The organism is Natronoarchaeum sp. GCM10025703, assembly GCF_042661985.1.
Classification (GTDB): domain Archaea; phylum Halobacteriota; class Halobacteria; order Halobacteriales; family Natronoarchaeaceae; genus Natranaeroarchaeum.
The window spans coordinates 1,253,123-1,277,506 of record NZ_JBHSZF010000001.1 but is presented as its reverse complement, the minus strand read 5'-3'; the positions used below and the strand labels follow the sequence as shown (position 1 = coordinate 1,277,506).

Here is a 24,384-nt window from a genome sequence, read left to right as displayed (position 1 = left end):
CAACAGGGGGTTTATTGCGAATTGCCCGGATACGTTACGAGAGAATGAACGTTCCGGGTGAGGAATGGATCCAGTACGGCGGACTCGCTATTGCAGTGCTCGGATTCACGATCACCCGACTGTTCGTCGCCGAAACCGTCCAGACCGATACGGCGACGATGTTTCTCGTCGTCGGCCTGCTTCCGTTACTGATCGGACTGGGCATGGCCGTCTACGGTGTCACGCTGGCCGTCGGTACGTTCTCGACTGGCTACGTCAACACCGTGATGCGCTGGAGTTTCGCCGGGACCGGGACGATGCTGTTCGTGTTCGGACTGACCGCCGTCGACGAACTGCTCCGAACCGGAGGACTCCGCTTTTTTGCTGACTCACGGATCCTGGTCGGCAACGTACTGTTGGGCGGTGCCGTCGGTGGCATGCTGATCGGCCATCGCGTCGCCGAGAACCGACAGCAGCGCCGGGCAATCGACCGGCAGTCGAATCGTGCGCTGTTCGTCAATCGACTCCTCAGACACGAGGTGATCAACGCCGCGACGATCATCGACGGTTACGCAGGGATGCGCTCGGACGAAGGAGGGTCCGAGGCAACGGCGGCGATCCGGGAATCGGTCGGCAGGATCGAGGACACCGTCGACGAAATCGGGACGATCGCTCAGGATGCGACCGGATCAAAGCCCGGACGGATCGACGTCACGACCGTTCTGGAACGCGAGATCGAGACGTTCGAGCACGACCGATCGTCGAGAGTCGAGTTCGACTGTCACGCCGACGACATGGCGGTCGCCGGCGAGGGACTCCACCTCATCTTCCGGGAACTCCTCAAGAACGCCCACGACCACGGGACGGGATCCTCGGTCGGCGTCGACGTCGACATCGAAGGCCCCGAACTCTGTATCGCGGTACGGAACGATGGCCCGGAGCTACCGGCCACACAGCGGGCGCTCCTCGAAGACGGCGTGTTCCCGGAGTACGACGATCCGACGGCCGGGTTCGGCCTGCAGGTCGTCAGGCTACTCGTCGACCGGTACGGCGGTCGGATATCCGTCGCGGATAGCGAGGCGACTACGATCACGGTTCGGCTTCCACGCGACGAGGCCGACCGGGGACTGGCGGCCGCGCTCGGCGTGACGTTTCCGAACCTCTACCGGGCGGGTGCCGCCGGTATCGTCGCCGGGGGCGCGATGGGCATCGTCTACTCGGTCGCAACCGGCCTCTTCCCGGTGATCGGCGCGCTGTACGGCGTCGAGATACCGGTCATCGGCTGGGTCACACACCTGTTCCACAGCGTCGTCTTCGCGCTCCTGTTTGCGGTCGGTTGTTCGCGGCTTGCGGGGCGTGATTCGCCGAGCAAGACGGTGACAGCGACGGCCCTTGGCGCTGGGTGGGGGATCATCCTCTGGCTTGTCGCCGCCGGGGTCGCCATGCCGCTCTGGCTTCGTCTCGTCGGCATCGAGGCAACGGTCCCGAACCTCACCGTCATCGGCTTTGTGGGCCATCTTGTCTGGGGCGTCACGCTGGGCCTCGCGTACGTCCTGTTCCAGCGAGTGGGGCGGTCGTCGGTCTGAAACGTTCACTCGCAAATTGGATGTCTCGATCCCCTCTGGAACGGAGCGCCGTGACCGCTGACTACCCGGCTGACTGAACCGATAGGGCCGTCCGCTGTGCATCCCAGTCGCACGGCCACGGACCGTATTTATTCTCCGTCGTCGTGGATGGCATATGGCAGAGTTCGACGTCATCGTAATCGGCGGGGGGACAGGCAACAACGTGGCTGCGGCCGCGGCGGAGGCCGGACTGCAGACGGCGCTCGTCGAACCGGGACCGCTCGGCGGGACCTGTCTCAACCGCGGCTGTAACCCCTCGAAGATGCTCATTCAGGCCGCAAACGCGGTCAACGACGTCAGAGACGCCGGGAAGTTCCACGTCGACGCGTCACTCCAGGATGTCGACCACGCGGCCGTCGTCGACGAGATGGACGACCTGCTGGGCGGCCTCGCCGAGGACATGGCGGACCGATACCGGGAAAAAGAGAACCTGACGATGTTCGACGAGTACACCGAGTTTGTCGACGACCGGACGATCCAACTGGATGGCGAGGAGGTTACGGGCGAGAAAGTCGTCGTCGCGGCGGGAAGCCGTCCGATCGTTCCACCGATCGATGGCCTCGACGACATCGACTACCTCACCAGCCAGGACGCGCTCTACCTCCGGGAGACCCCGGAGAGTCTGGTGGTACTCGGCGGGGGATACATCGCAGTCGAACTGGGCTACTTCTTCGAGTCGATGGGCACCGACGTAACGATCATCGAGATGATGGACTCGCTGCTCCCGCGCGAGGACAGCGAGATCGCCGAGACGTTCACCGATATCGCGGCCGAGCGTCACGAAGTCCACACCGGTCACCGCGTGACGGCCGTCGAGGACGTCGACGGTCGGTATGCCGTTCACGCGGAGACCGAAGACGCGGCAGAGCTAACTGTCGAGAGCGACGAGGTGCTGGTCGCGCTCGGCCGGCGACCGAACAGCGACTCTATCGGTCTCGACCAGACGGGGATCGAAACCGACGACAACGGGTTCATCCGGGTCGACGAACACATGGCGACGACAGCCGAGAACGTCTGGGCGCAGGGTGACGTCGCTGACAACTCGATGTTCAAACACTCGGGCGATTACGAGACGCATCACACGGTGGCGAACGTCGTCCACGAGGAGAAACAGCCGATCGATCTCTCGGCGATGCCCCACACCATCTTCACTGAGCCACAGATCGCTGGCGTTGGGGCGACCGAAGACGAACTCGAATCCGAGGACGTCGAGTACGTCGTCGGACGGGCCGAGTACGCCGACTCGGCGATGGGCCGGGCCAAGAAACTCGACGACGGCTTCCTGAAAGTGCTCGCATCGCCGGACGGCGATATCCTTGGCAGTCACGCGCTGGGCTACGAGGCGTCCTCACTACTCCACGAGGCCGTCGTTGCGATGCGAACCGGCGCGACGGTCGAGGACATCGCAAACACGATTCACGCGCATCCGACGCTGAGCAAGGTCGTCGAGGCCGCGTTCCGGGACGTGTCGGCCTGACCTGCTATTTCGACTGGCGAAACTCCATGGCCCGTTGCTTGCCGAGGTCCATCAACTCCTGAATGAACGACGGGGTTCGGTCGACCTTCGTCGAGCAGTGGTACGCCTTCCCCATCGAGATGCGGTGAACATCGACCTTCGAGAAGTTACTCTCTGGGAGATGCCCCGCTTCGATCCACTCGTTGACGCGTTCGACGGCTCGTAGCTCCTGGTTCAGCGAGATGTTGCCCGAGAGTTCGTTCCGTCGGTCGGCGATCTCTTCGAGCGTCTGTGGCTCGCCATCGCGTTCCTGCGGGTTGATCTGGATGACCCACAGTTCGTCCGGCTTTCGGTCCACGTCGAGGCTCAGGAGGTCGTCGATCGGCGGGTTCTGCGAGAACAGGCCGTCCCAGTGATAATGATCGTGTATTTCGACGGCCTCGAAGAGGTCCGGAACGGCGGCGGAAGCCAGCACCGCTTCCGGGGTCACGTCCTCGTTGGTGAACGTCTCGAAGATACCTTCGTTGACGTTGACGGTTCCGACGACGAGTTCGGGCGAGTCACGCCCGCAGAGGTCGGGCACCGAATCGAAGTCGATGTGGCGTTCGAGAGTCCCCCGGATCTCGTCTTTGCCCAGTTCCGAACCGGGGATGTCGTAGGGGCAGCCTCGACCACCGGAACCCCCAGACTCCGGAGGCGCGAGAAGCCGACGACGAGGCCGTTCAGCCACCGATCCGAGGAGTCCGACGCCGACAGGTCATCCCAGATAGCGTCGAGGAGTTCGATCGCCCGGTCCTCGTCCGCCGTCACCATGCCGTACCACGTCGCGAGGGCGTTGAACGCGCCGCCGGAGGTGCCGCTGATCCCGACGAGTTCATAGCCGTCCTCCCAGTTCGCGAGCAGTTCCTTGAGCACACCGGCAGTAAACGCGGTGTGGCTCCCCCGCCCTGACAGGCAATAGCGATTTTTGTCGGCTCCGTCTCACTCATAGGTCGTCGTATACCCGCCGTCCCAGAGCATATCGCCGCCGTTCAGATGGTTTCCGTGTCGCGAAAAGCCAAAGACGAAGAGGTTCGCTACCTCTGCAGGAGTCATCATCTCCTTGGTCCGGGCCTGTCCGAGCATCACGTCCTCGACGACTTCTCGTTCGGAGATGCCGCGCTCGGCCGCAGTGTCCTCGATCTGATCGACCATCAGCGGCGTCAGCACGTAGCCCACCGAGACCGAAAAGCCGCGGAGAGTCCCCTCGCCTTCGGCTGCGATCGATCTCGTGAGCCCCTGCAGGCCGTGTTTGGCCGTGATGTACGCCGCTTTGTCCTGGGTCGCGTAGTGGCCGTGAACCGAGGACATGTTGCCGATCGCACCCACGCCGTCCGCGTTCGCCCGGATGTGTGGCATGGCGAGTTTCGAGACGAAAAACGGTGCCCGGAGCATGATATCGAGCAGGAGGTCGTACTGCTCCATCGAGAACTCCGGGATCGAGGCGATATGTTGCATCCCCGCGATGTTGGCGACGTATCGGAGATCGCCGTGATCGGCCGCCGTCTCCACCATCGCCTCGACCTCGGTCTCGTCAGTGAGATCCGTTTCGACTGGGACTATCTCGCCGCCTACATCGACCTTGGCCGCAATATCGGCCGTCTCCTTCAGTCCCGACTCGTCGATGTCGGCCCCGACGACGGTGAGGTCGTTCGCCGCCAGCGTGACCGCCGTTGCCTGTCCGATTCCCGACGCGGCACCCGTTACGATAGCGACGGTGTCGCCCGTGAAATGGTCGTCTTCGAGAACGAGCAGGTCATCAGCTGTCAGTTCCGGTTCCGTGAGGTCGAAGTCACTGTTTGCCATGGACTATGACCAATACACTGCCCCTACGTATAATCGTAGGTCGGGCGTGCACTGAGTTGACACACGAGGCGTTTGATACGGCTCCGAGATCACCGCAGGCCACGAACTCGGTTGCCAGCACCACCACGCCCACGACGGCGAAGACAACACCGAGTACTGGCTCCATCACTTCGCTCGGAACGTACTTCGAGACTCTCGTCCCGATAGTCCCGCCAACGAGCACGCCCGGAATCGACCACGCGACCACGTACCAGACTGGCGTCGCCGAGAGGGCGTGCACGACCGCACCGGCAATCGCCGCGACGCCGAGTACGAAGACGCTGGTCGCGATGGCGACGCGGGGCGGTAGCCGACAGCGAACGATCAACTGTGTCGTCGTGATCTCGGGCAAGCCGGCGCTGATCAGGCCGGTGATGAACCCCCCAGGGTCGATAGCCCGATTCCCGGCGGTCGCCAACAGGTGTCGTATCGGAACACCTCGCCGTCGGCGGTTTCGATCACCGTTTCGCCCCGATCGTCGTTTTTCTCTTCGAGGAACGATCCTTCACGCTCCCCGGGGACACACTTCTCCGGTGGATCGTAGTAGACGAGAAACCCGCCGAGTACGAGCAGTCCGACGCCGAAAGCGATAGTCAACAGTACTGTCGGGACGACGTGAGCGGCGAACGCGCCGACGACAGTCGCAGGAACTGCGCCCAGAAGCAGCCACTTTGCGGTCGCGTAATCGACGACGCCCTGCCGAACGTAGTTGAGCAGACCGTTCCCCATCCCGAACACCTCGGTCAGGAGGCCGGCACCGATGGCCTGCGCGGGAGCGAGTCCGACGCCCAGAATGAAAAACGGGCTGAAGAAGAGCGCCCCCGAAACGCCCGAGGAGAGCGCGACCAGCGAAAAGACGACCGAGGCCGGAAACACCCACCAGTGATCGAGGAACTGCTCGACCGGAAAGCCGGAGGGCACGATGGTCGTTCCGAAAACGCCATCGAACGCGCTGGGGCCGCCGGATCCGTGTAACGCGACGAGAGCAAGGACTCCGAGGACGCTGACCGCCGCGCCGAACAGTACGGATCGACGTTCAGTCATCGGTCTCGGCTTGGCGTGTCTGACACACGGCGGATCCCGCCCGGACTCGACTGTACTCCGTCGCCATCGGCCATCCCCGGGTGGCGTCTCCTGGCCCGATGATCATCCGAATAGCTCCGTTACCCGCTCCTCGTCGGGCGTCCAGCCAACGAACTCGCCGCCCTCGAACGAGAGGTCTGCGGAGGCGACGTAGTTACACAGGCCGACGTAGAAGTCGATCAGCAGGCCAACTGCGACGATTTCCGAGGGCGAGTACTCGCGGGCCAGGGCGTCGTGAATCGTGTCGGTGACCCGACCGGATTCGACTGCACGGGCGTACTGTAACAGGACGAACTCGGCGTCGTCGAACGGCGAGAAGTCGCCGCCACCGATCGCCTGCATCTCCACTATCGTCACGCCCCTGTCGCGAGCGATATCGACGTGTTGGTGCCACTCGTAGCGGGCACCGCGTGCCTTCGCGACGGTGAGGATAACGAGTTCTTTTCGCCGGTCTCCGATCTGCTCGTACAGCGTGTTCAGATACTCGAGCGTCGCTTCGAGCACCTCCGGGTTGTGCGCCCAGACGCGGAAGATATGGCGGTCCCCCAGATACTCGTCGGTGAACAGGTGGTGATACTCCTCCGGGATCTCGTCTCTGTCGAGTAGTGGTAGTCGTGACATGGTTCACCTCTGTTTGAGGATGGTCACTGCGGGTTCGTCCGGTCCCGATCTGTTCTACGCAAGGATGCCAGCCCCGAGGAAGGCACCGAGAACGACCCCGTACACGAGATGGACGACCCCAAAGGTGATCATCATGTTCGTGTCGGGAGCCATTCCCAAAACCGTACGCATCCAGAACATCATCCCGCCGATCATCAGGACGATGCCGTAGAGCAGGCCCAGACCAGCGGCGACGGCCAGCGAATCGAAGCTAAGCCCGACGAACGGGACGCCGAAAGCGAATACGATACCCGCGCCGATCCCGTACAGGAGGTGTAACGCCATTCCGGGCATTGCGTACTCCTCGGGGTCGCCTCCAGCGATCTTCGCGACGAGACCGGCCGTCGGTGGCGGACCACCGTCGCCCAGTGTCGACATCAGCACAGTCATTACGATCGTTGCTACGAGGCCGCCGATCAGTCCAGCGATGAGTGAAGCCATCGTGATCGGACAGACGCTGCCCGCCTAATTTAAACAACTCCGATGATGCAGTTTCCATACACTGCCGCAGTTGGTTTTAAGATGTATCTGGTTCTGGATGCTCCGTTCTCGCGGAGAAAACGGGCCGCAGTCGCGTGACTTCGCAGGGCGGCGCTTACTGGATACCGAGATTCAACTCGATGATCTGTGAGAGCATCGCCGCGAAGTTGGTATCGACGCTCCAGATAGCGGTCTCCTCGCCGGAGTCGTCGAACGTCTCGTCGTCGGTCACGCTCAGGAGGAGCGCGTTGCCGTCGGCGAGCACGATACGACCGGCAGGATTGTCCTCGTCGTACGGCATCGCTGGCTCGACGACGTCGATTTCCGCGTACTCAGCGAAGATACCCCGGATCTCCGGGGACTCGCTGATCACCATGACCGAGATACCCTCTTTAGCCCTGTCCCGCAGTGTCTGCTCGATCTCGTCGGGCAACAGCGCTCGCTCGCCGGCACCGAACACGATCCGGGAGTTCGCGCCATCGAGAACCTCCTGGGCCCGGGCATGGATCCGTTCACGGCCGCGAAGCGTCCAGATCGCCTCCTTTTCCTCCTGGCCATCGTCGTGCTGGGACTGAACCTGCTCGACGTAGTCGAACGCCTGTTTTTGCTCCCGCTCGAACCGCGAGCGGAGCGTCTCTTGTGCCTCTTCGATCCCGACAGGCCGGTACTGGATCGGGTTGGACTGCTGGACCTCGACCAGACCGCGGTCGGCCAGCGCGTCGGCGACGCTATACACCTGCGAGCGTGGGACATCCGTTATCTGATGGACGTCACGTGCGGTGCCGCCGCCGAGTTTCTGGAGGGCGATGAACACTTTCGCCTCGTAGCTCGTCAGCCCGAGTCGTTCGAGCGACTCGATAGCGTCGGACTCGTTCATTTATCCGCACCTTCCCAGTCTTCGGGGAACTCCTCGGTCGTGCCGCCGTCGGTATCGGCCGTATGGGATGCCGGGTCCGAGACGGTGGCCGTGTCGTCGCTCGACTGGCTACCGGCGGCTTCTGCGGCCGAGTCTTCGGCGATTTGACTCTCGTCAGCCTCCGCGGCTGAGTTGGCGGCGGACTGGCTCTCGGCCGTCGAGACCCAGCGGTGATAGACGTCTTCGAGCACCGACTGGGCGATCCGGCCCTCTCTCGCGCTGACGCCAGCCTCGCTGAGCACGTTCTCGTCGGGGGCGTCCACCGCGTCTAGTCGCTCCGACTCGGGCGTCGTGACGGGGATAGTCTCTGCACCCTCGACAGGGTGGTCGTCGTCAGCCGTGGTGAGCGTTCCGTCGAACTCGATCGTCTCACCGCCCGGGACGTCCTCGGGCACCGTCGCGACGTAGCTCATTCGGAGATCGACCGGCGTGACGGTCTCCCAGAGCACGTAGAGCGTCCGGCCGATCTGTTCGCACTCGGTCGGTTCCGGGCTAAGAGCCGTCACGTGGCCACCTTCGCCCGGTGCCTCCTCGGCCAGGACGACCCGGCCCTCGGAGGCTTCGACGGCCACAGTGGCCTCGAACTCCTCGCCAGCCGAAAGCTCCTCTCTCGACACCGTTCGGGTCGCCTGTGCGTCAGCCTCGTCGACGGCGGGCGCCGAAGACGCCTCGCTCGCGGCTCCAGCCGGTGACTCACCGGGTTCGGGATCAGCCGCCGCCGCTGCAGCGTCGTCGTCGCGGTCGTCCGACGGCTCGATCTCTAGCTTCTCACCGGGGCCGAAGTGACGTGTCCACAGCACCAGTAGCGAGGGGAGGACGATCACGCTCCCGAGGAACGCGTAGATGATCGTCATCCCGGTGATGATGCCGAACTGCTGGAGCACCGGTAGGATGGCAAAGCCGAGCACGCCGAAGCCGCCGACGGTGGTCGCCGCGCTGCCGAGCAGCGCGCCGCCCGTACCGGTGACCGCGACGTCCATCGCATCCCAGGCGCTTTCGTGTCTGTCGAGTTCCAGAATGTACCGCTCGCTGATGTGGATGCTGTAGGCGACGCCAAGCCCGACAGTGAGGCTCGTAATCATCCCCGTCAGCACGTTAAACGGCATCCCGAGCAGATACATCGTCCCGAGGATCCAGCTCACCGAGAGCGCAACCGGGACGAGCGTCACGAGGCCCAGAACCGCGCTCCCGTGTTGGATCCGGTAGATCACGGCCAGGAAGCCGAACACTGTGACGAGCGTCACCAGCAGGCTCTGGATGACGGTGTCGAATAGCTGACCCTGGACGACTTCGTTGACCACTGGGCCACCGGTGGCGATTGCAGTTCGGGACTCGCTCTGTCCCGCGTCGTCGATGCCGTCCGCAACCGTCCGCATCTCGCTCGTCACGTCGCCCGTTGCGGCGTCACCGCGAATCGAGACGGAGAGCAGGAGTGCTTCGTACTCGCCGTCATCCGTCTGGTAGACGACGTTGGCCGCCTCGCTCGGCGCGACCTCGTACAGTTCGTCGTACACCTCCTCGATGTTCTGGTCCGGAACGCCGTCGCCATCCGTATCCGCTGCGGTGAACGTCTCGTTGAACGACTCGTTCCGGTCGGCGACCGCCTGCATCGTTCCGATCGGACTCCGCGTGTCGGCCCCACCCGTCGAGAGGGTCACGGCAGAGTCAGTCTCCGCCGCCTCCGCTTCCGCGGCATCGATCCGCTCTAACGTCTCCGCGTCGGTCGCACCACCCCTGACCAACACGTTCGCCTGCGTGTCCTGCCGGATGAAGTTCGCGTTGACGTACTCGAAGTTGTCCTTGGCAGTGTAGTCGCCGGGGGCGATCACGTCGGGGAGATCTTTCATCCAGTCCGGCGGGTCGTCGGCGAGGAAGTCCTCGTCGTCGAAGCAGTGCTGACCTGCGATCCGCCGACAGCACCACCAACGCTGATGACCAGCGCGAGGGCGATGACGACATAGGGTGCCTTCCGTGCGAGAACGGATCCCGTCGAGAGCAGGTCGCTGAAGCGCCCGCCGCCGGTTCCGAATGCCGTCTTTTTGCGGTCGAAGCCCCAGCCCTCGAGTATCTCGTCGATCTCGATTTTCAGGGCGGGCATCAGCACGCCGAAGATCAGCAGCGCGGAGATGATGCCGACGCTGCTGACGATACCGAACTCCTGGATCGGCGCGACAGGGCTGACGAGGTTCGAGAGGAACCCGAACACGGTGGTGGCGGTTACCCACACGAGCGCGACGCCGACCCCGGTTAGGCCGACGGTCATCGCCTCTCGGATCCCGCCACGGCCGGTGTAACCACCGGCTTCCCGTTGCTCCCGATGGCGCATGAAGATGTGTATCGCGTAGTCGATCGAGAGCCCGATCAGTAAGACGGGAACGGCGATGAAGATCTGGTTGAACTGGATACCGGCCCAGCCCATGAACCCGAAGGTCCAGATCAGCACCGCGATGATTCCCATAGTACCCAGTAGAATGTCGACCAGGTCGCGGTAGGCGACTGCTGCGCGACGACGACGAAGAGCAAGGCGAGCGGCCCAACGATTGCCAGTGACTCACCCATCGATCGGTCGATCTCCTCGCTGATCGCGCCAAAGCCGAAGACGATCACTTCGTCTTCGGTTATCTGCTCGTCGCCGACCGACTGCATCGCGAGTTGGCTGTCGATCAGCGTGTCGGAGACGTCACCAGTCTCGAAGTTGCCGGCCTGGGCGACGTCCTGTCGGACGAGCATCATCCGCGCGTCCGAGGAGCTACTGCCCGGTTCGTAGCCGGTCGGCATCAGTTGGAAGGCGAAGTCCTGACCCTCCTCCGGATCGAGCACCGTCGTCGTGACGTTCTCGAACTCCTCGTCGTCCATTCCCTCTACGTGCTCGATCTGCTCGTCGAGCGAGGGCGTCGTGCCGTCCTGTAGCGCCTGCTGATCGGCTTCGAGTTGCTCACCGCGCTCTTCGAGTTCGTCGAACTCCGCTTCGAAGACGCCAACAGTACCGAGTTCGTAGACCTCGCCGATCGATTCGTCGATCTGCTCGATCTCCGCCTCGTTGTCGGCACCCTGCTCCTGTGCGGCGACGAGGTCGTTTCGATCGCTCACGAGCCCCCGAAGCTGGGCGACCGCATCCTCGAACGTCGCCGTCTCTTCGTCATCCAGATCCGCGGTAGCGTCGTCGACGACGGTACCGATTTCGGATTCGATCCGCTGCTGTTCGGACTCGTAGGTCGCCTGATCTATCTCGCCGTTCTCGAACTGGCGTTCGACTTCGTCGAGTTCGGTCTGCAGTGCACGGGTCTCGTTCAGTGCCGCTTCGAGTTCACCGGCACGGCCTTCGAGGGCCGCAGTGTCCTCTTCTGCTGCGCGCCGCGGGCTTCCAGTTCGGCGGCCCGCTCGGTCTGAATCGACGTGATGGCGATCAGGTTCGAGACGCCGGTGATGGCGTTGTCTTCGGCCAGAGTATCAGTGATCTCCGGATCGTCCTGTATCGTCTGTTGATACTGGAGCGTCGACAGGACGGACTCTCTCGTGAGGACGTCGTCTCCACGAACGATTACCTGTACTCGTGTGATGTTCTCCTCGCCCGGCGGGACGAAGTTGTTGTCGACGTACTCCTGTGCGTCGACCTCTTCGTTCTCGCTCTCGAACTGGTCGAGCGACGATGACTGTTCGACCATCGCCGCGCCGCTTCCAAGAACCAGTGTTATCACCAGCATCACCGCGATAGCGGTTTTGCTGTAGGTCGTTACGAGCGATGCGAGTCGTTCGGGAAGACTCACAGCGACACCTCGCTTCGATCGTTGTCGTAAAATATGCTGTTAGTAGGATCCATACAACAGTCCTGTTGTTATTCGACTACTAACAACGTTTTAGATATAACCGTGTCGGTATCGGAGCATGACTCCGCCGTTCCAAAACCGTCCGGTAATCGCGTTACAACTGACTGGTGAGCCGGTGACAACAAGGAAAACACGGGACGCAGACTACCCGGTCGGGACCGGTTACTCGTCCTCGAACGGCGACCCCGCGGCTTCCGGTTCGTGGCCATCGAGGCTGATGATGTTCTCGCGGCCCACACGTAGCTCTGAAATCTCGCCCTCGTCTTCCATGTCGGACAGCAGCATACTCACCTTCGATTTCGACCAGCCAGTCTCCTCGACGATGTTGACCTGTTTCATTCGGCCGCCGTTCTCTTCGAGCAGGGTCACCACGCGGACCTCGTCGGTCAGGAGTTCCTCGTCGGGGACTGTCGTTTCGCTGCTCTGCTCGGCCGCGGCCGACTCCTCGGGCGGTGATGCAGGCGTCGCCGTCTCGGCCTCGGACGACGGGAGTCTGTCGAGCACGCTCCCGTCCCGTCGCCAGGCGACGATAGTTCCGATTCCGACGACAAGGACGACGATGCCCGTCAGCAACATCAGCGGATCGTCCTCGCCATTCGTCGTCCCGTTCACGTCGCCGTCAGCAGTCGTATCGTCCTGCACTGCATCAGCAGGCTGGAGGACGACCCGGGGGCGGTTGTCGGTGAACGTCTCTTCGCCCTGCCAGGTCAGCGTCTCGCTGTCGGTCAGGTTCTCCCCGGAGAGTTGGGCGTTCTCGGGATCGTACTCGGTGAACGAGAGCCCTTCGCCAGCCTCGAACACGATCCACTGGCTCTCGCCGATGTAGTGGCCGCCCTCGTAGATGTCGCCGACGACGACGCGGTCGTCCTGTTGCCTGGCGAAGCCGTCCCAGTAAAACGACATCCTGACGACGCCGATATCGTTACCCTGGGAATCGCTCTCGATGGTGGCTTCGCGCTCGAAGTCCCGGGCGTTCATCTCCCGGTCGAGTTCGCCGTCAGCGTTTGCTACGAGGGTCTGTCCCTGGTTCTGAAAGTCAACGAACAGTTGATGCTCGCGGTTCGAGTTGAACTCCTTGGCGAACGCCTCGAACTGATCGCGCTCCGCCTGATCTTCGAGATAGCGATCGGACTGAAACGTCCACTTTGCCGTGCCGTTCTCGTGAACCGTTATCTTGAAGCGCTCGACATCGACTTCGCCGGACTGTGCGAGTGAGAGATCGCCATCTGACTGTGCGGCGAGATCACTGCCGTATTCGGGTGACACGGCGAGCGGACCGTCGTGCCCGTCCGTCGGCGTCGCCGCGGCCCCAGAGAGGGCCATGAGAAGAGCGGCCCCAACCAGGATCGTCAACAAAAGCCCGATGCCCAGCGATCGGTTCATACTGTATAAGAAGAACGCGGGCCATACAAAAGACCTTGCGACCGATACCAGCGTATGGTAAGGCGTCACTACGGGCGGGAGTAGCCTCAGGGAGCCAGACGGTTCTTCCGGTTTTTCATCTGCTCGTTGTAGTGCTCGAAGGTGATCGGGCACCACTCCTCCGCGAGGTCGAGGATGTCCTCGGTCATGCCGCGGACCTCCCATTGGCTGTCTGCCGCAGCACGCATGTCAGCCACGTGCATCAGCATCCGGGCGTTCAGCGACATCACCATGTTCACCTCGGTCCCGATCGGTAGGACAAAGCGGGCGTCCTCCGGGGGCATTCCCAGATCGAGCAGTTCCTGATAGTCCTCGACGGACTGACGAACCGAGCGCTGGAATATCTCCTCGCGTTGCTCGACGGTCTCCTCGTCGACCTGTCCCTCCGTCTGGTTCCGGCCGACCCAGTCGGGATCGCTCGCAGAGGGCGGCGTGACGACCATCTCGCCGTCCTCCACGTCCGCCGGATCGACCTCGTCGAAGGCGACATAGCGCATGGACTGGACGTCGAAGGAGACGTGCCGGTGACGGGTGATCTGGGCCATACACGAGCGGCTGAGTCCCTTGATCACGAAGGTCGCCTGGGGGTGCTCGAACGGGCCGAAGTGGCCGTGGTCAAGCAGGTGGCCGATCAGCGTCTCCTTTTTGTCTTCCATCGAGTCACCGCCGACTGATTCCATGATCTCCTCGAACGACTGGTCGCCGACGAATCCCGACATGTAGTCGTTGCGCGCGCCGGTACAGATGACCTCCTCCGGGTTCTCCGTAGCTTCGAGCAGTTGGACTTCCATACACACGTGGCTGGGAGGCAGAAAGATAACGCTGCTGTTCTCCCACGGATTTGAAGGCTTCTCGTGAGCAGTATTCCATATGTCGTATCAGACCGCATCACCGGACGACGTCGAATCGGTGCTCGGCGACGAACAGGGCGGCCTGTGGTTTCTCAAGGAGCCACTCGATACGGAGTCGCTCGGCGTCTCCGTGCTCGAACTCGAACCGGGCGCGAGCGGCATGAAGCACGATCACATCGAGGACGAAATAGAGGAGGTATACGTCGTGGTCGACGGCACGGTCGAAATCGAACTCGACGGGGACACCGAACGCCTCGGCGCGGACGAGGCAATCCGGCTCCCGGCCGACCAGACCCGCCAGGTCCACAACACAAGCGACGAGAGAGCACGGCTAGTGCTGATGAGCGCGCCGGAGTAGGACCACCCAGCCGACAGGCCCAAACGCGGGCCACGCATAGCTGCCCGGCATGGTGACCAACATCGCGAAAGGCGTACAGGCGTTCACGAGCAACGCGTTTCTCGTCTCCGGCGACCGAACAGTGCTCGTCGATACGGGCGCGAACTTCGACGCAGTCGCCGCGGTTCGGGACCGCGTCGACGCCCTCGACGCCGTCGTCCTGACTCACACCCATCAGGACCACGTCGACAACCTCCCCGCAGTCAAGGACGCGTTCGACGTCGAGGCGTGGGGGTACGATCCGGACGAGTTCGGCGTCGATGTCGAAATCGAAGACGAGGCGCGCGTCCAGATCGGTGACGACGAGTACGTCGCACTGCACACGCCCGGTCACAAGGACGATCATCTCTGTTTCTACGCGGCAGGCAGGGAGAGGCTGTTCGCGGGCGACCTCGTCTTCCAGAACGGGAGCTTCGGTCGGACGGATCTCCCAGAGGGCGACCGGGGGCTACTGGTCGACAGCATCGACCGGGTGCTCGACCGCGTCGACGACTCGCTCGCGGAACTGTACGTCGGCCACGGCCCCAGCATCACGAACGAACCGTACTCGCACATCGAACTGTCCGCGAAGATGGCTCGGCAGCAGTAACGCCGGGCGTAGCTCTTTGACAGTTGCTGTCGTAGCCAACTCCTGGGAGCGACAATGACTGGCAAATCACTGCTGATGATCGTCGGCGATTTCGGCGAGGACTACGAGATTATGGTACCGTTTCAGGCGCTACAGGCGGTCGGCCACGAGGTCGACGCGGTCTGTCCCGAGAAAGAGGACGGCGAGACGGTCAAGACGGCCGTCCACGACTTCCGTGGCGACCAGACGTATATGGAGTCGCGCGGCCACGACTTCCAGTTGACGGCGACGTTCGCGGACGTCGACGTCGAGGCGTACGACGGACTGGTGCTTCCCGGCGGGCGCGCGCCGGAGTATCTGCGGAACTTCGAGCAGGTGATCGACGCCGTCCAGTCGTTCGACGAGGCGAACAAACCGATCGCGGCCATCTGTCACGCCGCCCAGATCCTCACGGCCGCGGACGTCGTCGAGGGGCGGACCTGCACGGCGTATCCGGCGCTCGAAGCGGACGTCCGTGACGCGGGCGGCGAGTGGGCCGAGGGCGTCGCAGTCGACGAGAACCTCGTGACGGCCCAGGCGTGGCCCGACCATCCCGGCTGGATCGAGGCGTTCCTGGACGTGCTCGGCACCGAAATCGACCACGAGGAGCCGATGGCCGCGGACGACTGAGAGAACAGCTAAAACGTCACTCGGCGACGGCGAGCAGTTCGTCGTAGGCGTGCGAGTAGGCATCTGCGACCGCACCCGGTTCGCCCCTTTTTCGCCACCGAGCGCTGGTAGCCCGACGCTTGCGACCGGGTCGATCTGTGCGATGACGTCCTCGACGCACTGTTCGAGCGTCCCCTCGCGGGCGCTTCCGCGGGCCGCCTCGCAGGCGGTCGCGTAGCGGTCACCGTCGTAGATGCGCGCACGAGCGGGTTCGACGACCGCGACGGCGTCCGCCGTAAACCCCTGGAGGGGCCGCGCGATGTCGCCGTAGGATTCGACCACCGCGCGGTCGTGACGCTCGATCCGCGTCGCGACGGCGTCGAGGGCCGGGAGATGGCGCTTGCGCGTCACGTCGTTCAGTTCGTCGACCGTCTCGACGGTCGGCGCATCCGCGAGCGGGAGCCGCTCACGAACCGCGTGAGGCACGTCCGCGGCCCCGTTCCGTACGAACGCCCCTGCGACCCGGTCGAGGACGAACCGTCGGTGAGCGGCACCGATCAGCCCGCCGTCCGGGCCGGGCGAGGGACGCCACAGGCGGTGAATCGGATTGATCTCTTCCGGCGACACGTCGTCCGCGCTGGCCGCCGCGAGCCGTTTCGCGTCCTTGCCGTACAGTCGACCGTCTCCGATGGCCTGCCGGACGTCGTCCTGGTCGAACCAGTAGTCGTTGCCCGCACGAGGTTTGAAGCCGGTGCCGTCGATCCAGTCGAGAAGTCCGGTCGAGAACGTCGTCTTCCCGGCGTCGACCCGATCGCTACCGGCGACGAGCAGCCGCATACGCTACTCCTTGAGGCCGTAGTAGCCCGGTTCGTCCTCCGCGCGCGGTTCCGCGATCACCAGATCCTCGGCGTGGACCATCACCCACGGAATCGCCCAGTCGAGCAGGACGTCCTCGGTCTCGGCCTCGATCTCGGCGTCGGGATCGAGTTGCTGGAGCAATCGCGCTATCTCGTAGACGGTGTACATCTGCCCCGATTCGAGCAGGTCCTCGGGGGTGCTGAAGTCACAGGGAAACAGTTCGTCGAACTCGGATTTCGGTACGGGCATAGCTGTCGGTAGACGTGTCGAGTGGGTAAATGGCGCGATTCGATGCCGACCTAGCGGTCGCGGGAGAGCGTGAGATCGCTCCCCTTGCTCTCGCCGGGGAGGATATCGCCGAGCGCGCCGCCGAACGCGGCGGCCGCCCAGACGACGCTGACGTGACAGAGCGCCACCCACGGGACTGACCAGTCGACGCGGCCCCACAGTGTCATCGTGAACGCCGCGGTGAAAAAGGCAATCGAGAGGACTCCGGCTAGCCGTCGCGGGACGATGCCGAGGATCGGGTTCGCCCGTTTTACCTCCTGAATATCGGCCCAGTAGAGCAGGCCGATCGTCATCACGACGACAAAGGCCGCATTGGCGACGAAGAAGGCTGGCTCCGCGACGAAGTGGTCACCGATAGCGAAGACGCCGTCCTCGACCAGCATGGGCAACGAGATCAGGATGCTCCCGACGAAGGTCTCGGCGACGTCACGGCCGGTGTACTTGTCGATCTGTTTACCAAACGTCTTCCCGCCCGGAACCCGGTGTGCGAGTTGGATGGTCCGCTGGACGTGCTCGCGTTCGGCTGGATCGTCTACCGTCTCTTCGAGCAGTCGGAGTTCGTCCATCAGGTCGGCGACGTTCGCGCTCTGTGGCAGTTTCTCTTGGTCGGGTGTGCCGCCATCAGGACGGGATGGCTCTTCCGGACCGTCTCCGGCGTGCTCCGACGGGGCTCCCCTCCCGATCCTGGATCGCTCATACCGCATGACGGTCAGGAATCGTGTAAAGCGTTGTGCATATTTGACGGTGAGCGGCGGGCGATCACGGACCATCCCCGTCAAACTTATATATGCCTCCGGCAAAGCCTCACTGTCTGATGCCTAAAGTCGAGATCAACGTGCCAGATCATCTGGATATGCAGATCACGCAGATGGTCGAGCAAGGCGAGTTCGTGAACCGTGAAGAGGCAATCGAAGACCTGCTATCAGCAGGCCTCAAAGCGTACAAGACCAGCGGTCCGTCTGACGATGACGAGCAGCAAGGATACGACGACGCACTAGAAGACGACGGGATGATGGGCCACGACGACGAGTACGTCTTCTAGACCGTTCGCTGTCGCGGCGAAGCGAGGATGATTTTACGCGCGAGGTAGACCAGCAGGTATGGTCAGCGTCACAGTTTGGAACGAGTACCGCCACGAACAGGAGAGCGAAGCGGTCGCAGAGCTTTACCCGAACGGCATCCACGCCGTGCTGGCCGAACTGCTCGAAGACGAGGGACACGACGTCCGCACCGCCACGCTGGACGAAGACGACCACGGACTCACGCAGGACGTCCTCGAGGACACCGACGTTTTGCTGTGGTGGGGCCACATCGCCCACGACGAAGTTGCTGAGGAAGTGGTCGACCGCGTCGTCGAGCGCGTGCGCGAGGGCATGGGCTTTCTCCCGCTACACTCCGCACACTACTCCAAGCCGTTCAAGCGACTGATGGGAACGAGCTGTTCGCTCAAGTGGCGCGAGGTCGGTGAGACCGAGCGCCTCTGGACGGTCGAGTCAGGACACCCGATCACTGCGGGACTCGACGAGTCCATCGTCGTCCCCGAGGCGGAGATGTACGGCGAGCGCTTCGACGTTCCACAGCCAGACGCGCTGGTGTTCGTTAGCTGGTTCGAGGGCGGCGAAGTGTTCCGGAGCGGTGCCTGCTATCGCCGTGGCAGCGGCCGGATCTTCTATTTTCGGCCCGGCCACGAGGAGTATCCGATCTACTTCCAGGAGGGGATCCGACAAGTGCTCGTCAACGCCGTCGACTGGGCGGCACCGACGGAGGGGCCCGAACCGTACTTCGGCAACGCCGATCCTGCCGAGCGGATCGAGTAGCGCGGGCGGTCCGACGCGGCGAACTCAGTCGAAATCCGGCAGGTCGTCGGGCGCGTCGTACTCGGCCTCCCAGTCGATGTAGTCGTTTTTGAGCACCTCGGAGATGGTCTGACCGAACTCGGTCATCGCGGCGTTGATGCCCGACACGGTCCCCCACGAGTCGAGGTCGGGGTGGTACTCTTTTTCCCGCCAGTCCTCGGGGATACCCGGCGCGTTGTAGCCGACCCGATCCGCGAAGTCGTCCCAGAAGAAGTCGAAGGCGGCGAACATACCGAGTTCGACCGCAATCTCGTATTCGTCCTCGTCGAGGTCAGTATGCTCGGCCCACTCGTCGAAGCCGTCGGTCCATGCCCCCTCGTGCAAGAACGTCTCCAGGTCGTTCCGCCGGTACTCGGAGTCTTCATCCAGGTGATCGTCGTCGTCGTACTTGTCGGGTACCTGTTCGCTCAGTTCTGGTGGGTCCGGCGGGTCGACATCGAGACTCATACTGAGCGGTAAGAGCGTGGAGGGAATAAGCGTCCCGCAGACGGCGGCGGACTACTCGATGCTGGGGTCGCGATCAGTGCTGGTGGAGGGGTTGACGCTCCATCTGCTGGCGCAACTCGGCGAGCGTCGATTTGTCGACGCCGCCGTCGAACTGCGCGATCAGGGTCAGTACCTCCGGCTTCGGCACTTTGACGCCACCCTGTTTGAGCACGTCCTCTGGTCGCTCGCGGAGTTCGCGGATCGTCCCCACAGCGAGCAAGTACGGAATCGCCCACGCGGCCAGCGTGTTACCTCGATGCTCTGGGAGCGCTTCGAGATAGAGGAGCGCGTCGTCGAGATAGCCCGCGGCCTGGTCGGTGACGCGCTCGATTACAGTCGTCACCTCGCGGACGTTATCCGCCTCGCAGACGGCGTCCTGCTCGACGCCCTGTTCTCGCAGCCAGTTTGCGGGCAGATAGACGTTGTTCTCCTCGTGATAGTCGTCAGTGACGTCTTTTGCGACGTTTACCAACTGGAGCAGGAGGGCGAACGAGCGGGCGTTCTTCTGTAGTACCTCGGTCTGTCTGGGGTCGGTCCCTCGCGTGATGAGGTTCGTAATCAGTTCGCCGACGGTGCCGGCCGCGTACCAGCAGTACTCCTCCAGTTCGTCGGCCGTTTCGATCCGGAGTCCACCGGTTTCGGCGTGACGGTCGACGAACGTCGCCATCCCGCCGACCAGTTCGCGCACCGGTTCGCGGATAGCTTCCCTGTCCTCGGCGGGCAGGTTCTCGAAGGTCCGGACGATGCGGGGAGCGTTGGCGACGACTCCCCAATCGTCCTTGTCCTCGCCAGGCTCCTCGGGGATCCACTCGGCGATGTCCTCGCTGAACTCGTGGACCGTCACGTCCGAGCCGGCCTCACGAGCGATCGCGTCGTTGTACTCTTCGAGAAGGGCCTGCTGGATAGTCGGCGGGATATGGCCGGCGTCTTCGACCGTGTCCGCAACACGGCAGAGGAGATAGCCGACGCAGATCCGCGAAGCCATCGGCTCGTCCAGCACGTCGATCGTGATTGCAAACGTTCGCGAGACGTCCGAGACGGCGTCGAAACACCAAGCCAGGTCCTCGTCGAACGTCACCTCTTGGGTGTCGTTCATCCTCGTAGTAGTTTCCTTAGACTCCGGGGATAAAAAGGTCTGAGGAATTTGTCCTGACACTCAGAACGGGCGGCCCCACCGCCCGCAGGTTATAAATGGTTTTTCAGGATGGTTTTGCGACGAGCAGGCACTATCCAGTTCCGGATTTGAAAAGTGAGCAGATCGTACTCGGTCGGCCTACTCGCTCAGTGCAATCGCCAGTTCCTGCAACGAGTCGATCGTCAGATCAGGGTCGCCGTCGAACGGTTCCCACGGTGTTGCCTGCCGATCCACCCGGACACCCTGCATCCCCGCGTGCTGTGCACCCATGACGTCGAACCACCCGGCCGTCACGTGTGCAATCTCGTCGATCGGTGTTCCCGTCCGGGCGGCAGCATGGCGATAGAGTTCGGCGTCGGGCTTGAACGTCCGGATCTCGTCGGCACTGATCGTGTCCTCGAGCAGATCCTCGATGTCGGCGTGTTGAACCATCGACGACAGCATCGCCGGATTTCCGTTCAGAACGACGTAGCAGGCGTATCCGTCATCACGGAGTTGTTCGATGCCGTCGCGAACGTCGTCGAACACATCGAGTTCGTGGTACACTACCAGGATCTCATCTCGCTCCGCCTGTGAGATATCGGCATCGTGGACGTCAAGTGCGTACTGCAGGGCGTCACGATTCATCTCGTAGAACGGCTGATACGCGTCGATCTGATTCGCGACGAACGTATACTCCAGTGATCGTGCACGCCAGAGTCTCGAAACGGGTTCAGGATCCGCAACGCGGTCAGCGAGTGCGTTCTCGGCCGCATCCACGTCGACGAGCGTACTGTAAGAATCGAAGGTAACCGTCGTAACGCGCTCGGGATCGAACGTCATCACGGACTACAACGGGTGCCCGAGTGATAATCCTCGATCTTCCAGGTCCATGTGCATTGGTCACAGAAACCGTCAAGTAGGGGTGGACGAACCTTCGAACATGGATTTCGCGCTCTCCCAAGAGCAACGCCAGATCGAGGAGATGGTGACGGAGTTCGTCGACGAAGAGGTCGTCCCGCGGGCGGCCGAGATCGACGAGACTGACGAGTTCCCCGAAAACTGCTCGACGAAATGGCCCAGCTCGGCCTGCTGGGCATGCCGTTTCCCGAGGAGTACGGCGGGGCCGGACTCGATTACCACAGCTACGCGCTCGCGCTCGCGGAGATCAGTCGCGGGAGCGGCGGTCTCGGAACCATCGTCGCCGCCCACACCAGCCTCGCGGGCAACATGCTCTACGAGTTCGGCGACGACCACCAGAAGGAGACGTATCTGACACCGCTGAACGAGGGCCGAGACATTGGAGCGTTCGCGCTCTCGGAACCCGGCGCGGGTAGCGACGTCCCGGCGATGGAGACGACTGCGATGGCCGAGGGCAACGAGTACATACTGAACGGCGGGAAACTGTGGATCTCGAACGGTTCCGTCGCCGATACCGTCGTCGTCTTCGCGAAGACCGACGAAGACGCCGGCAACAAGGGGATCTCCTCGTTCGTCGTCCGGCCCGAGGAGGACGACGGCTTCCACGTCGAGGGGACCGAGCACAAACTCGGCGACAAGGGCTGTCCGACCGCCGAGTTACGGTTCGACGGCCTGCGGATTCCGGCAGACCGTCGACTCGGCGCGGAAGGCGAGGGGTTCGTCCAGGGGTTGAAGACGCTCAATGCGGGCCGGATCACCATCGCGGCCCGCGGCGTCGGCATCGCGCAGGCCGCCCTCGACGCCGCCGTCGAGTACGCCAACGAGCGCGAGCAGTTCGGCCAGTCTATCGGCGAGTTCCAGTCGATCAAACACAAGATCGCCGACATGGACACGAAACTTCAGGCCGCCAAACTACTGATGCACCGCGCGGCCGACCGGAAGATCCGCGGCGAGGACTACATCAAACAGGCCGCACAGGCGAAACTGTACGCCAGCGAGGTCTCCCGGGAGGTCGCCAACGAGGGCATCCAGATCCACGGCGGCTACGGCTACACGAAGGACTTCCCGGCCGAACGGTACTACCGAGACGCGAAACTCAACGAGATCTACGAGGGGACCAGCGAAATCCTGCGCAACACCATCGGCGATCAGGTACTCGACGGGTAATCAGGCCACCTGCTCGTCCATCCACTCGAACTGCCGCTCGACACTCCGGCGACCCGGCTCCGTCAGCGCGTAAATGTCGTGGAGCCCTTCGGTTCGTTCCTCGACGAACCCCTTGTCGACGAGTTGATCGAGCGCGCCGTAGAACCGCCGGGGCTCGAATCGCCTGTCGTATCGGCGCTCGATCGCCGTCTTGAGCGCCTGTCCGCTCCGTTCCTCGCCGTACAGCAGAATACAGAGGTCACGTCGGAACCCGCTCTGGAGCCACTGGCTCATACCCAGTAGCAGTCGCGGCGGCCGCTTTGGCGTTCCGGTTCGATGGGGCGTGCCCGAATCCTCGCGGGTTCCGGAACCGACAACTTCGATTAGGGGCCGTCCTAAGCGCCGGGTATGAGCGACGCCACTGCCGAGGCTGGCGACATCGACGCGGAGTACTACACCACCGAGTCCGAGCGCGTGCTGGCGTTCGATCGGGACGGCCGCAGTGCTGCAATCGCACAGAACATCGAGGGCTACGCGATGCTGAAAGTTCGGCCGAGCGAGGGCGGCGACGAGCAGAGCGCTACTACGGCTTCGACATGGCGCTGGATCACGCCGCAGAACTGCTCGGTGCGTCGCCGAACGACCTGCCGATCCCCGACGACGCGAGCGACATGGGAATGTGATCAGTTGACGAGCAGGTAGACGAACAGAAAGAGGAAATAAACCAGGACGAGCGTGCCGAGTACTTTCAGTCTGAACCGGCCGATATCGTCGTTCTCTTCGAGATACGCGTCCTGGAACGCATCACGTTCCGCCTCGTCGATCAGATCCGGGTGGTCCAGTCCGAGATGGAGTGTCCGGTAGCGCTCGGTGCGGAACGGTCGGTCACAGTACGGACACCGATATTCGGTGGCGTCGTCCGGCACCTCGACGTCGATGGCTGTGACCTCTTCCATTGCTGATTACAGGCCAGCTCCGACGTACAGCACGACGACGAGGAACACCCAGACCAGGTCGACGAAGTGCCAGTACATCGAGACGGTGCTCACGGAGACGTGCCGTTCCGCGGAGTACTGTCCTCTGAGTGCCCGCACCATGACGATGCTCATCATGACGATTCCCATCGACACGTGGAGGCCGTGAAGCCCGGTCAGGGCGAAGAAGCCGTTGGAGAACGCGCCCTCGAAGAAGCCGTAGTTGTAGTGGATGATGAACTCGTAGTACTCGAACGCCCAGCCACTCATGAAGATCAGGCCGAGCAGGATCGTCGCGCCGAACAACTGCATGAATCGCTTCCGGTTATCGTTGAGTAGCGCCACGTGAGCGTAGTGGATCGTCGCGCTACTGGCCAGCAGCATCGCGGTGTTGAACAGCACAACGGAGTTCAGTAGTGCTGGCACGTCGCCGAAGTCGCCGGTCGGCCAGCTACCGACCCGGATGAAGAAGTAGTAGACGAACAGTGCGCCGAACGTCGCGATCTCGGACCCGAGGAACGCGAGCATCCCCACCGAAGCTTCGCTTCGTGTTTGGTGTCGGCCTCGCGGTTCCAGAAGTCGGCGACGAAGGCGTGGTAGAGCCAGCCGTAGATGCCGCCGAGGAAGGTCAGCGCGCTCAGGGCAAAGAGGCTGCCACCGATCATCTGTTCGCCGAGGATGTAGATGGCGGCCGCGATGTAAAAGCCCGATCCGCCGATCGCTGTTATAAAGGGCCACCAACTCGCCTCCCCGAACCCCCTCGGGAAGTCTTTCACCGCCGGGAGGTGGTGCCCGTGGTCGTCCGCTGTGTCGTCGGCTACGGTCATACAGAGGGGTTACAGTCGAACTACTAAAAATCCATCCAACCGCGCCGGTGGAGAGCGGGCCGAATAGAGGGTCCCGGGTAGGTCAGAATCGTTGCTGTGGCCGGTAGTTCGCACTCAT

At 62.9% G+C, this 24,384-nt stretch carries 22 protein-coding genes and 6 pseudogenes; 9 read left to right on the top strand and 19 right to left on the bottom strand.

The window, feature by feature from the left end; translation table 11 throughout:
- Positions 1 to 44: 44 nt before the first annotated feature.
- Together ACFQH2_RS07265 and ACFQH2_RS07260 are read left to right on the top strand one after the other, a co-directional pair.
- Complete coding sequence (locus ACFQH2_RS07265) at positions 45 to 1,565, top strand: ATP-binding protein (protein WP_377052282.1); 1,521 nt, start codon at positions 45 to 47, stop codon at positions 1,563 to 1,565.
- Between the two features lie 154 nt (positions 1,566 to 1,719).
- A complete protein-coding gene (locus tag ACFQH2_RS07260; RefSeq protein WP_377052280.1) occupies positions 1,720 to 3,081 on the top strand; it encodes a dihydrolipoyl dehydrogenase in 1,362 nt (453 codons plus the stop codon).
- A 4-nt stretch (positions 3,082 to 3,085) separates the two neighbouring features.
- On the opposite strand, the pseudogene ACFQH2_RS07255 reads toward ACFQH2_RS07260, so the two are convergent.
- From ACFQH2_RS07255 to thyX, 10 genes and pseudogenes are all read right to left on the bottom strand, one after another.
- Positions 3,086 to 4,049, bottom strand: a pseudogene (locus ACFQH2_RS07255) (patatin-like phospholipase family protein).
- Positions 4,042 to 4,905: an SDR family oxidoreductase gene (locus ACFQH2_RS07250; protein WP_377052276.1), complete on the bottom strand. Its 864-nt coding sequence runs from the start codon at positions 4,903 to 4,905 to the stop codon at positions 4,042 to 4,044. The pseudogene ACFQH2_RS07255 and the gene ACFQH2_RS07250 overlap by 8 nt, the downstream one beginning before the upstream one ends.
- The gene (locus tag ACFQH2_RS07245) at positions 4,892 to 5,296 is read right to left on the bottom strand and encodes a TSUP family transporter (RefSeq protein ID WP_377076599.1); all 405 of its coding nucleotides are present in this window, start codon (positions 5,294 to 5,296) and stop codon (positions 4,892 to 4,894) included. Before ACFQH2_RS07245 ends, ACFQH2_RS07250 begins: the two co-directional genes overlap by 14 nt.
- An 11-nt stretch (positions 5,297 to 5,307) precedes the next feature.
- A complete protein-coding gene (locus tag ACFQH2_RS07240; protein WP_377076598.1) occupies positions 5,308 to 5,988 on the bottom strand; it encodes a sulfite exporter TauE/SafE family protein in 681 nt (226 codons plus the stop codon).
- A gap of 102 nt (positions 5,989 to 6,090) precedes the next feature.
- On the bottom strand, positions 6,091 to 6,648 hold the full coding sequence (locus tag ACFQH2_RS07235; RefSeq protein WP_377052272.1) for a carboxymuconolactone decarboxylase family protein: 558 nt from the start codon (positions 6,646 to 6,648) through the stop codon (positions 6,091 to 6,093).
- Between the two features lie 54 nt (positions 6,649 to 6,702).
- The gene (locus tag ACFQH2_RS07230; RefSeq protein ID WP_377052270.1) at positions 6,703 to 7,128 is read right to left on the bottom strand and encodes a hypothetical protein; all 426 of its coding nucleotides are present in this window, start codon (positions 7,126 to 7,128) and stop codon (positions 6,703 to 6,705) included.
- Between the two features lie 154 nt (positions 7,129 to 7,282).
- Positions 7,283 to 8,044: a TrmB family transcriptional regulator gene (locus tag ACFQH2_RS07225; protein ID WP_377052268.1), complete on the bottom strand. Its 762-nt coding sequence runs from the start codon at positions 8,042 to 8,044 to the stop codon at positions 7,283 to 7,285.
- A 725-nt stretch (positions 8,045 to 8,769) separates the two neighbouring features.
- Positions 8,770 to 11,850, bottom strand: a pseudogene (locus tag ACFQH2_RS07220) (MMPL family transporter); the annotation flags it as partial.
- 222 nt (positions 11,851 to 12,072) lie between these two features.
- The gene (locus ACFQH2_RS07215) at positions 12,073 to 13,293 is read right to left on the bottom strand and encodes a helix-turn-helix transcriptional regulator (RefSeq protein ID WP_377076597.1); all 1,221 of its coding nucleotides are present in this window, start codon (positions 13,291 to 13,293) and stop codon (positions 12,073 to 12,075) included.
- An 86-nt stretch (positions 13,294 to 13,379) separates the two neighbouring features.
- Positions 13,380 to 14,123, bottom strand: a complete 744-nt coding sequence (gene thyX, locus ACFQH2_RS07210) for an FAD-dependent thymidylate synthase (RefSeq protein ID WP_377052262.1) — start codon at positions 14,121 to 14,123, stop codon at positions 13,380 to 13,382.
- A 79-nt stretch (positions 14,124 to 14,202) separates the two neighbouring features.
- Here thyX and ACFQH2_RS07205 point away from each other — a divergent pair, with 79 nt between their 5' ends.
- From ACFQH2_RS07205 to ACFQH2_RS07195, 3 genes are read left to right on the top strand one after another with little or no spacing between them, the layout of a single operon-like run.
- Positions 14,203 to 14,541, top strand: a complete 339-nt coding sequence (locus ACFQH2_RS07205; protein WP_377052260.1) for a cupin domain-containing protein — start codon at positions 14,203 to 14,205, stop codon at positions 14,539 to 14,541.
- A 49-nt stretch (positions 14,542 to 14,590) separates the two neighbouring features.
- On the top strand, positions 14,591 to 15,169 hold the full coding sequence (locus ACFQH2_RS07200) for an MBL fold metallo-hydrolase (protein WP_377052258.1): 579 nt from the start codon (positions 14,591 to 14,593) through the stop codon (positions 15,167 to 15,169).
- A 54-nt stretch (positions 15,170 to 15,223) separates the two neighbouring features.
- A complete protein-coding gene (locus ACFQH2_RS07195) occupies positions 15,224 to 15,817 on the top strand; it encodes a DJ-1/PfpI family protein (RefSeq protein WP_377052256.1) in 594 nt (197 codons plus the stop codon).
- A 16-nt stretch (positions 15,818 to 15,833) separates the two neighbouring features.
- Here ACFQH2_RS07195 and ACFQH2_RS07190 read toward each other — a convergent pair.
- The 3 genes and pseudogenes from ACFQH2_RS07190 to ACFQH2_RS07180 all read right to left on the bottom strand — a co-directional run bounded on the left by ACFQH2_RS07190 (position 15,834) and on the right by ACFQH2_RS07180 (position 17,712).
- Positions 15,834 to 16,633: pseudogene (locus tag ACFQH2_RS07190) on the bottom strand (ATPase).
- Positions 16,634 to 16,636: 3 nt separating this feature from the next.
- On the bottom strand, positions 16,637 to 16,903 hold the full coding sequence (locus ACFQH2_RS07185; protein WP_377052252.1) for a DUF5827 family protein: 267 nt from the start codon (positions 16,901 to 16,903) through the stop codon (positions 16,637 to 16,639).
- Between the two features lie 50 nt (positions 16,904 to 16,953).
- Positions 16,954 to 17,712, bottom strand: a complete 759-nt coding sequence (locus ACFQH2_RS07180) for a DUF2391 domain-containing protein (RefSeq protein ID WP_377076596.1) — start codon at positions 17,710 to 17,712, stop codon at positions 16,954 to 16,956.
- Between the two features lie 44 nt (positions 17,713 to 17,756).
- Between ACFQH2_RS07180 and ACFQH2_RS07175 the strand changes: the two genes are divergently transcribed.
- Both ACFQH2_RS07175 and ACFQH2_RS07170 read left to right on the top strand, forming a co-directional pair.
- Positions 17,757 to 17,984 (top strand): ribbon-helix-helix domain-containing protein, encoded by a 228-nt coding sequence (locus tag ACFQH2_RS07175; RefSeq protein ID WP_377052248.1) that lies wholly within the window; start codon positions 17,757 to 17,759, stop codon positions 17,982 to 17,984.
- Between the two features lie 58 nt (positions 17,985 to 18,042).
- Complete coding sequence (locus ACFQH2_RS07170; protein WP_377052246.1) at positions 18,043 to 18,759, top strand: ThuA domain-containing protein; 717 nt, start codon at positions 18,043 to 18,045, stop codon at positions 18,757 to 18,759.
- A gap of 24 nt (positions 18,760 to 18,783) precedes the next feature.
- On the opposite strand, the gene ACFQH2_RS07165 is transcribed toward ACFQH2_RS07170, so the two are convergent.
- The 3 genes from ACFQH2_RS07165 to ACFQH2_RS07155 form a co-directional block, all read right to left on the bottom strand.
- Entirely contained in the window at positions 18,784 to 19,245 is a 462-nt protein-coding gene (locus ACFQH2_RS07165; protein ID WP_377052244.1) for a hypothetical protein, read from the bottom strand.
- Positions 19,246 to 19,318: 73 nt separating this feature from the next.
- Positions 19,319 to 20,380, bottom strand: a complete 1,062-nt coding sequence (locus tag ACFQH2_RS07160) for a phytoene/squalene synthase family protein (RefSeq protein WP_377052242.1) — start codon at positions 20,378 to 20,380, stop codon at positions 19,319 to 19,321.
- A gap of 177 nt (positions 20,381 to 20,557) precedes the next feature.
- Entirely contained in the window at positions 20,558 to 21,241 is a 684-nt protein-coding gene (locus tag ACFQH2_RS07155) for a haloacid dehalogenase type II (protein ID WP_377076595.1), read from the bottom strand.
- Positions 21,242 to 21,341: 100 nt separating this feature from the next.
- Here ACFQH2_RS07155 and ACFQH2_RS07150 point away from each other — a divergent pair.
- Positions 21,342 to 22,486, top strand: a pseudogene (locus ACFQH2_RS07150) (acyl-CoA dehydrogenase).
- Here ACFQH2_RS07150 and ACFQH2_RS07145 read toward each other — a convergent pair.
- A complete protein-coding gene (locus ACFQH2_RS07145; protein WP_377052236.1) occupies positions 22,487 to 22,759 on the bottom strand; it encodes a PadR family transcriptional regulator in 273 nt (90 codons plus the stop codon).
- A 114-nt stretch (positions 22,760 to 22,873) separates the two neighbouring features.
- Between ACFQH2_RS07145 and ACFQH2_RS07140 the strand changes: the two are divergent.
- Positions 22,874 to 23,148: pseudogene (locus tag ACFQH2_RS07140) on the top strand (hypothetical protein).
- Here the strand turns inward: ACFQH2_RS07140 and ACFQH2_RS07135 are convergent.
- On the bottom strand, positions 23,149 to 23,421 hold the full coding sequence (locus ACFQH2_RS07135; protein ID WP_377052232.1) for a DUF7410 domain-containing protein: 273 nt from the start codon (positions 23,419 to 23,421) through the stop codon (positions 23,149 to 23,151).
- 6 nt (positions 23,422 to 23,427) lie between these two features.
- A pseudogene (locus ACFQH2_RS07130) lies at positions 23,428 to 24,266 on the bottom strand (cytochrome c oxidase subunit 3).
- Positions 24,267 to 24,384 lie beyond the last annotated feature (118 nt).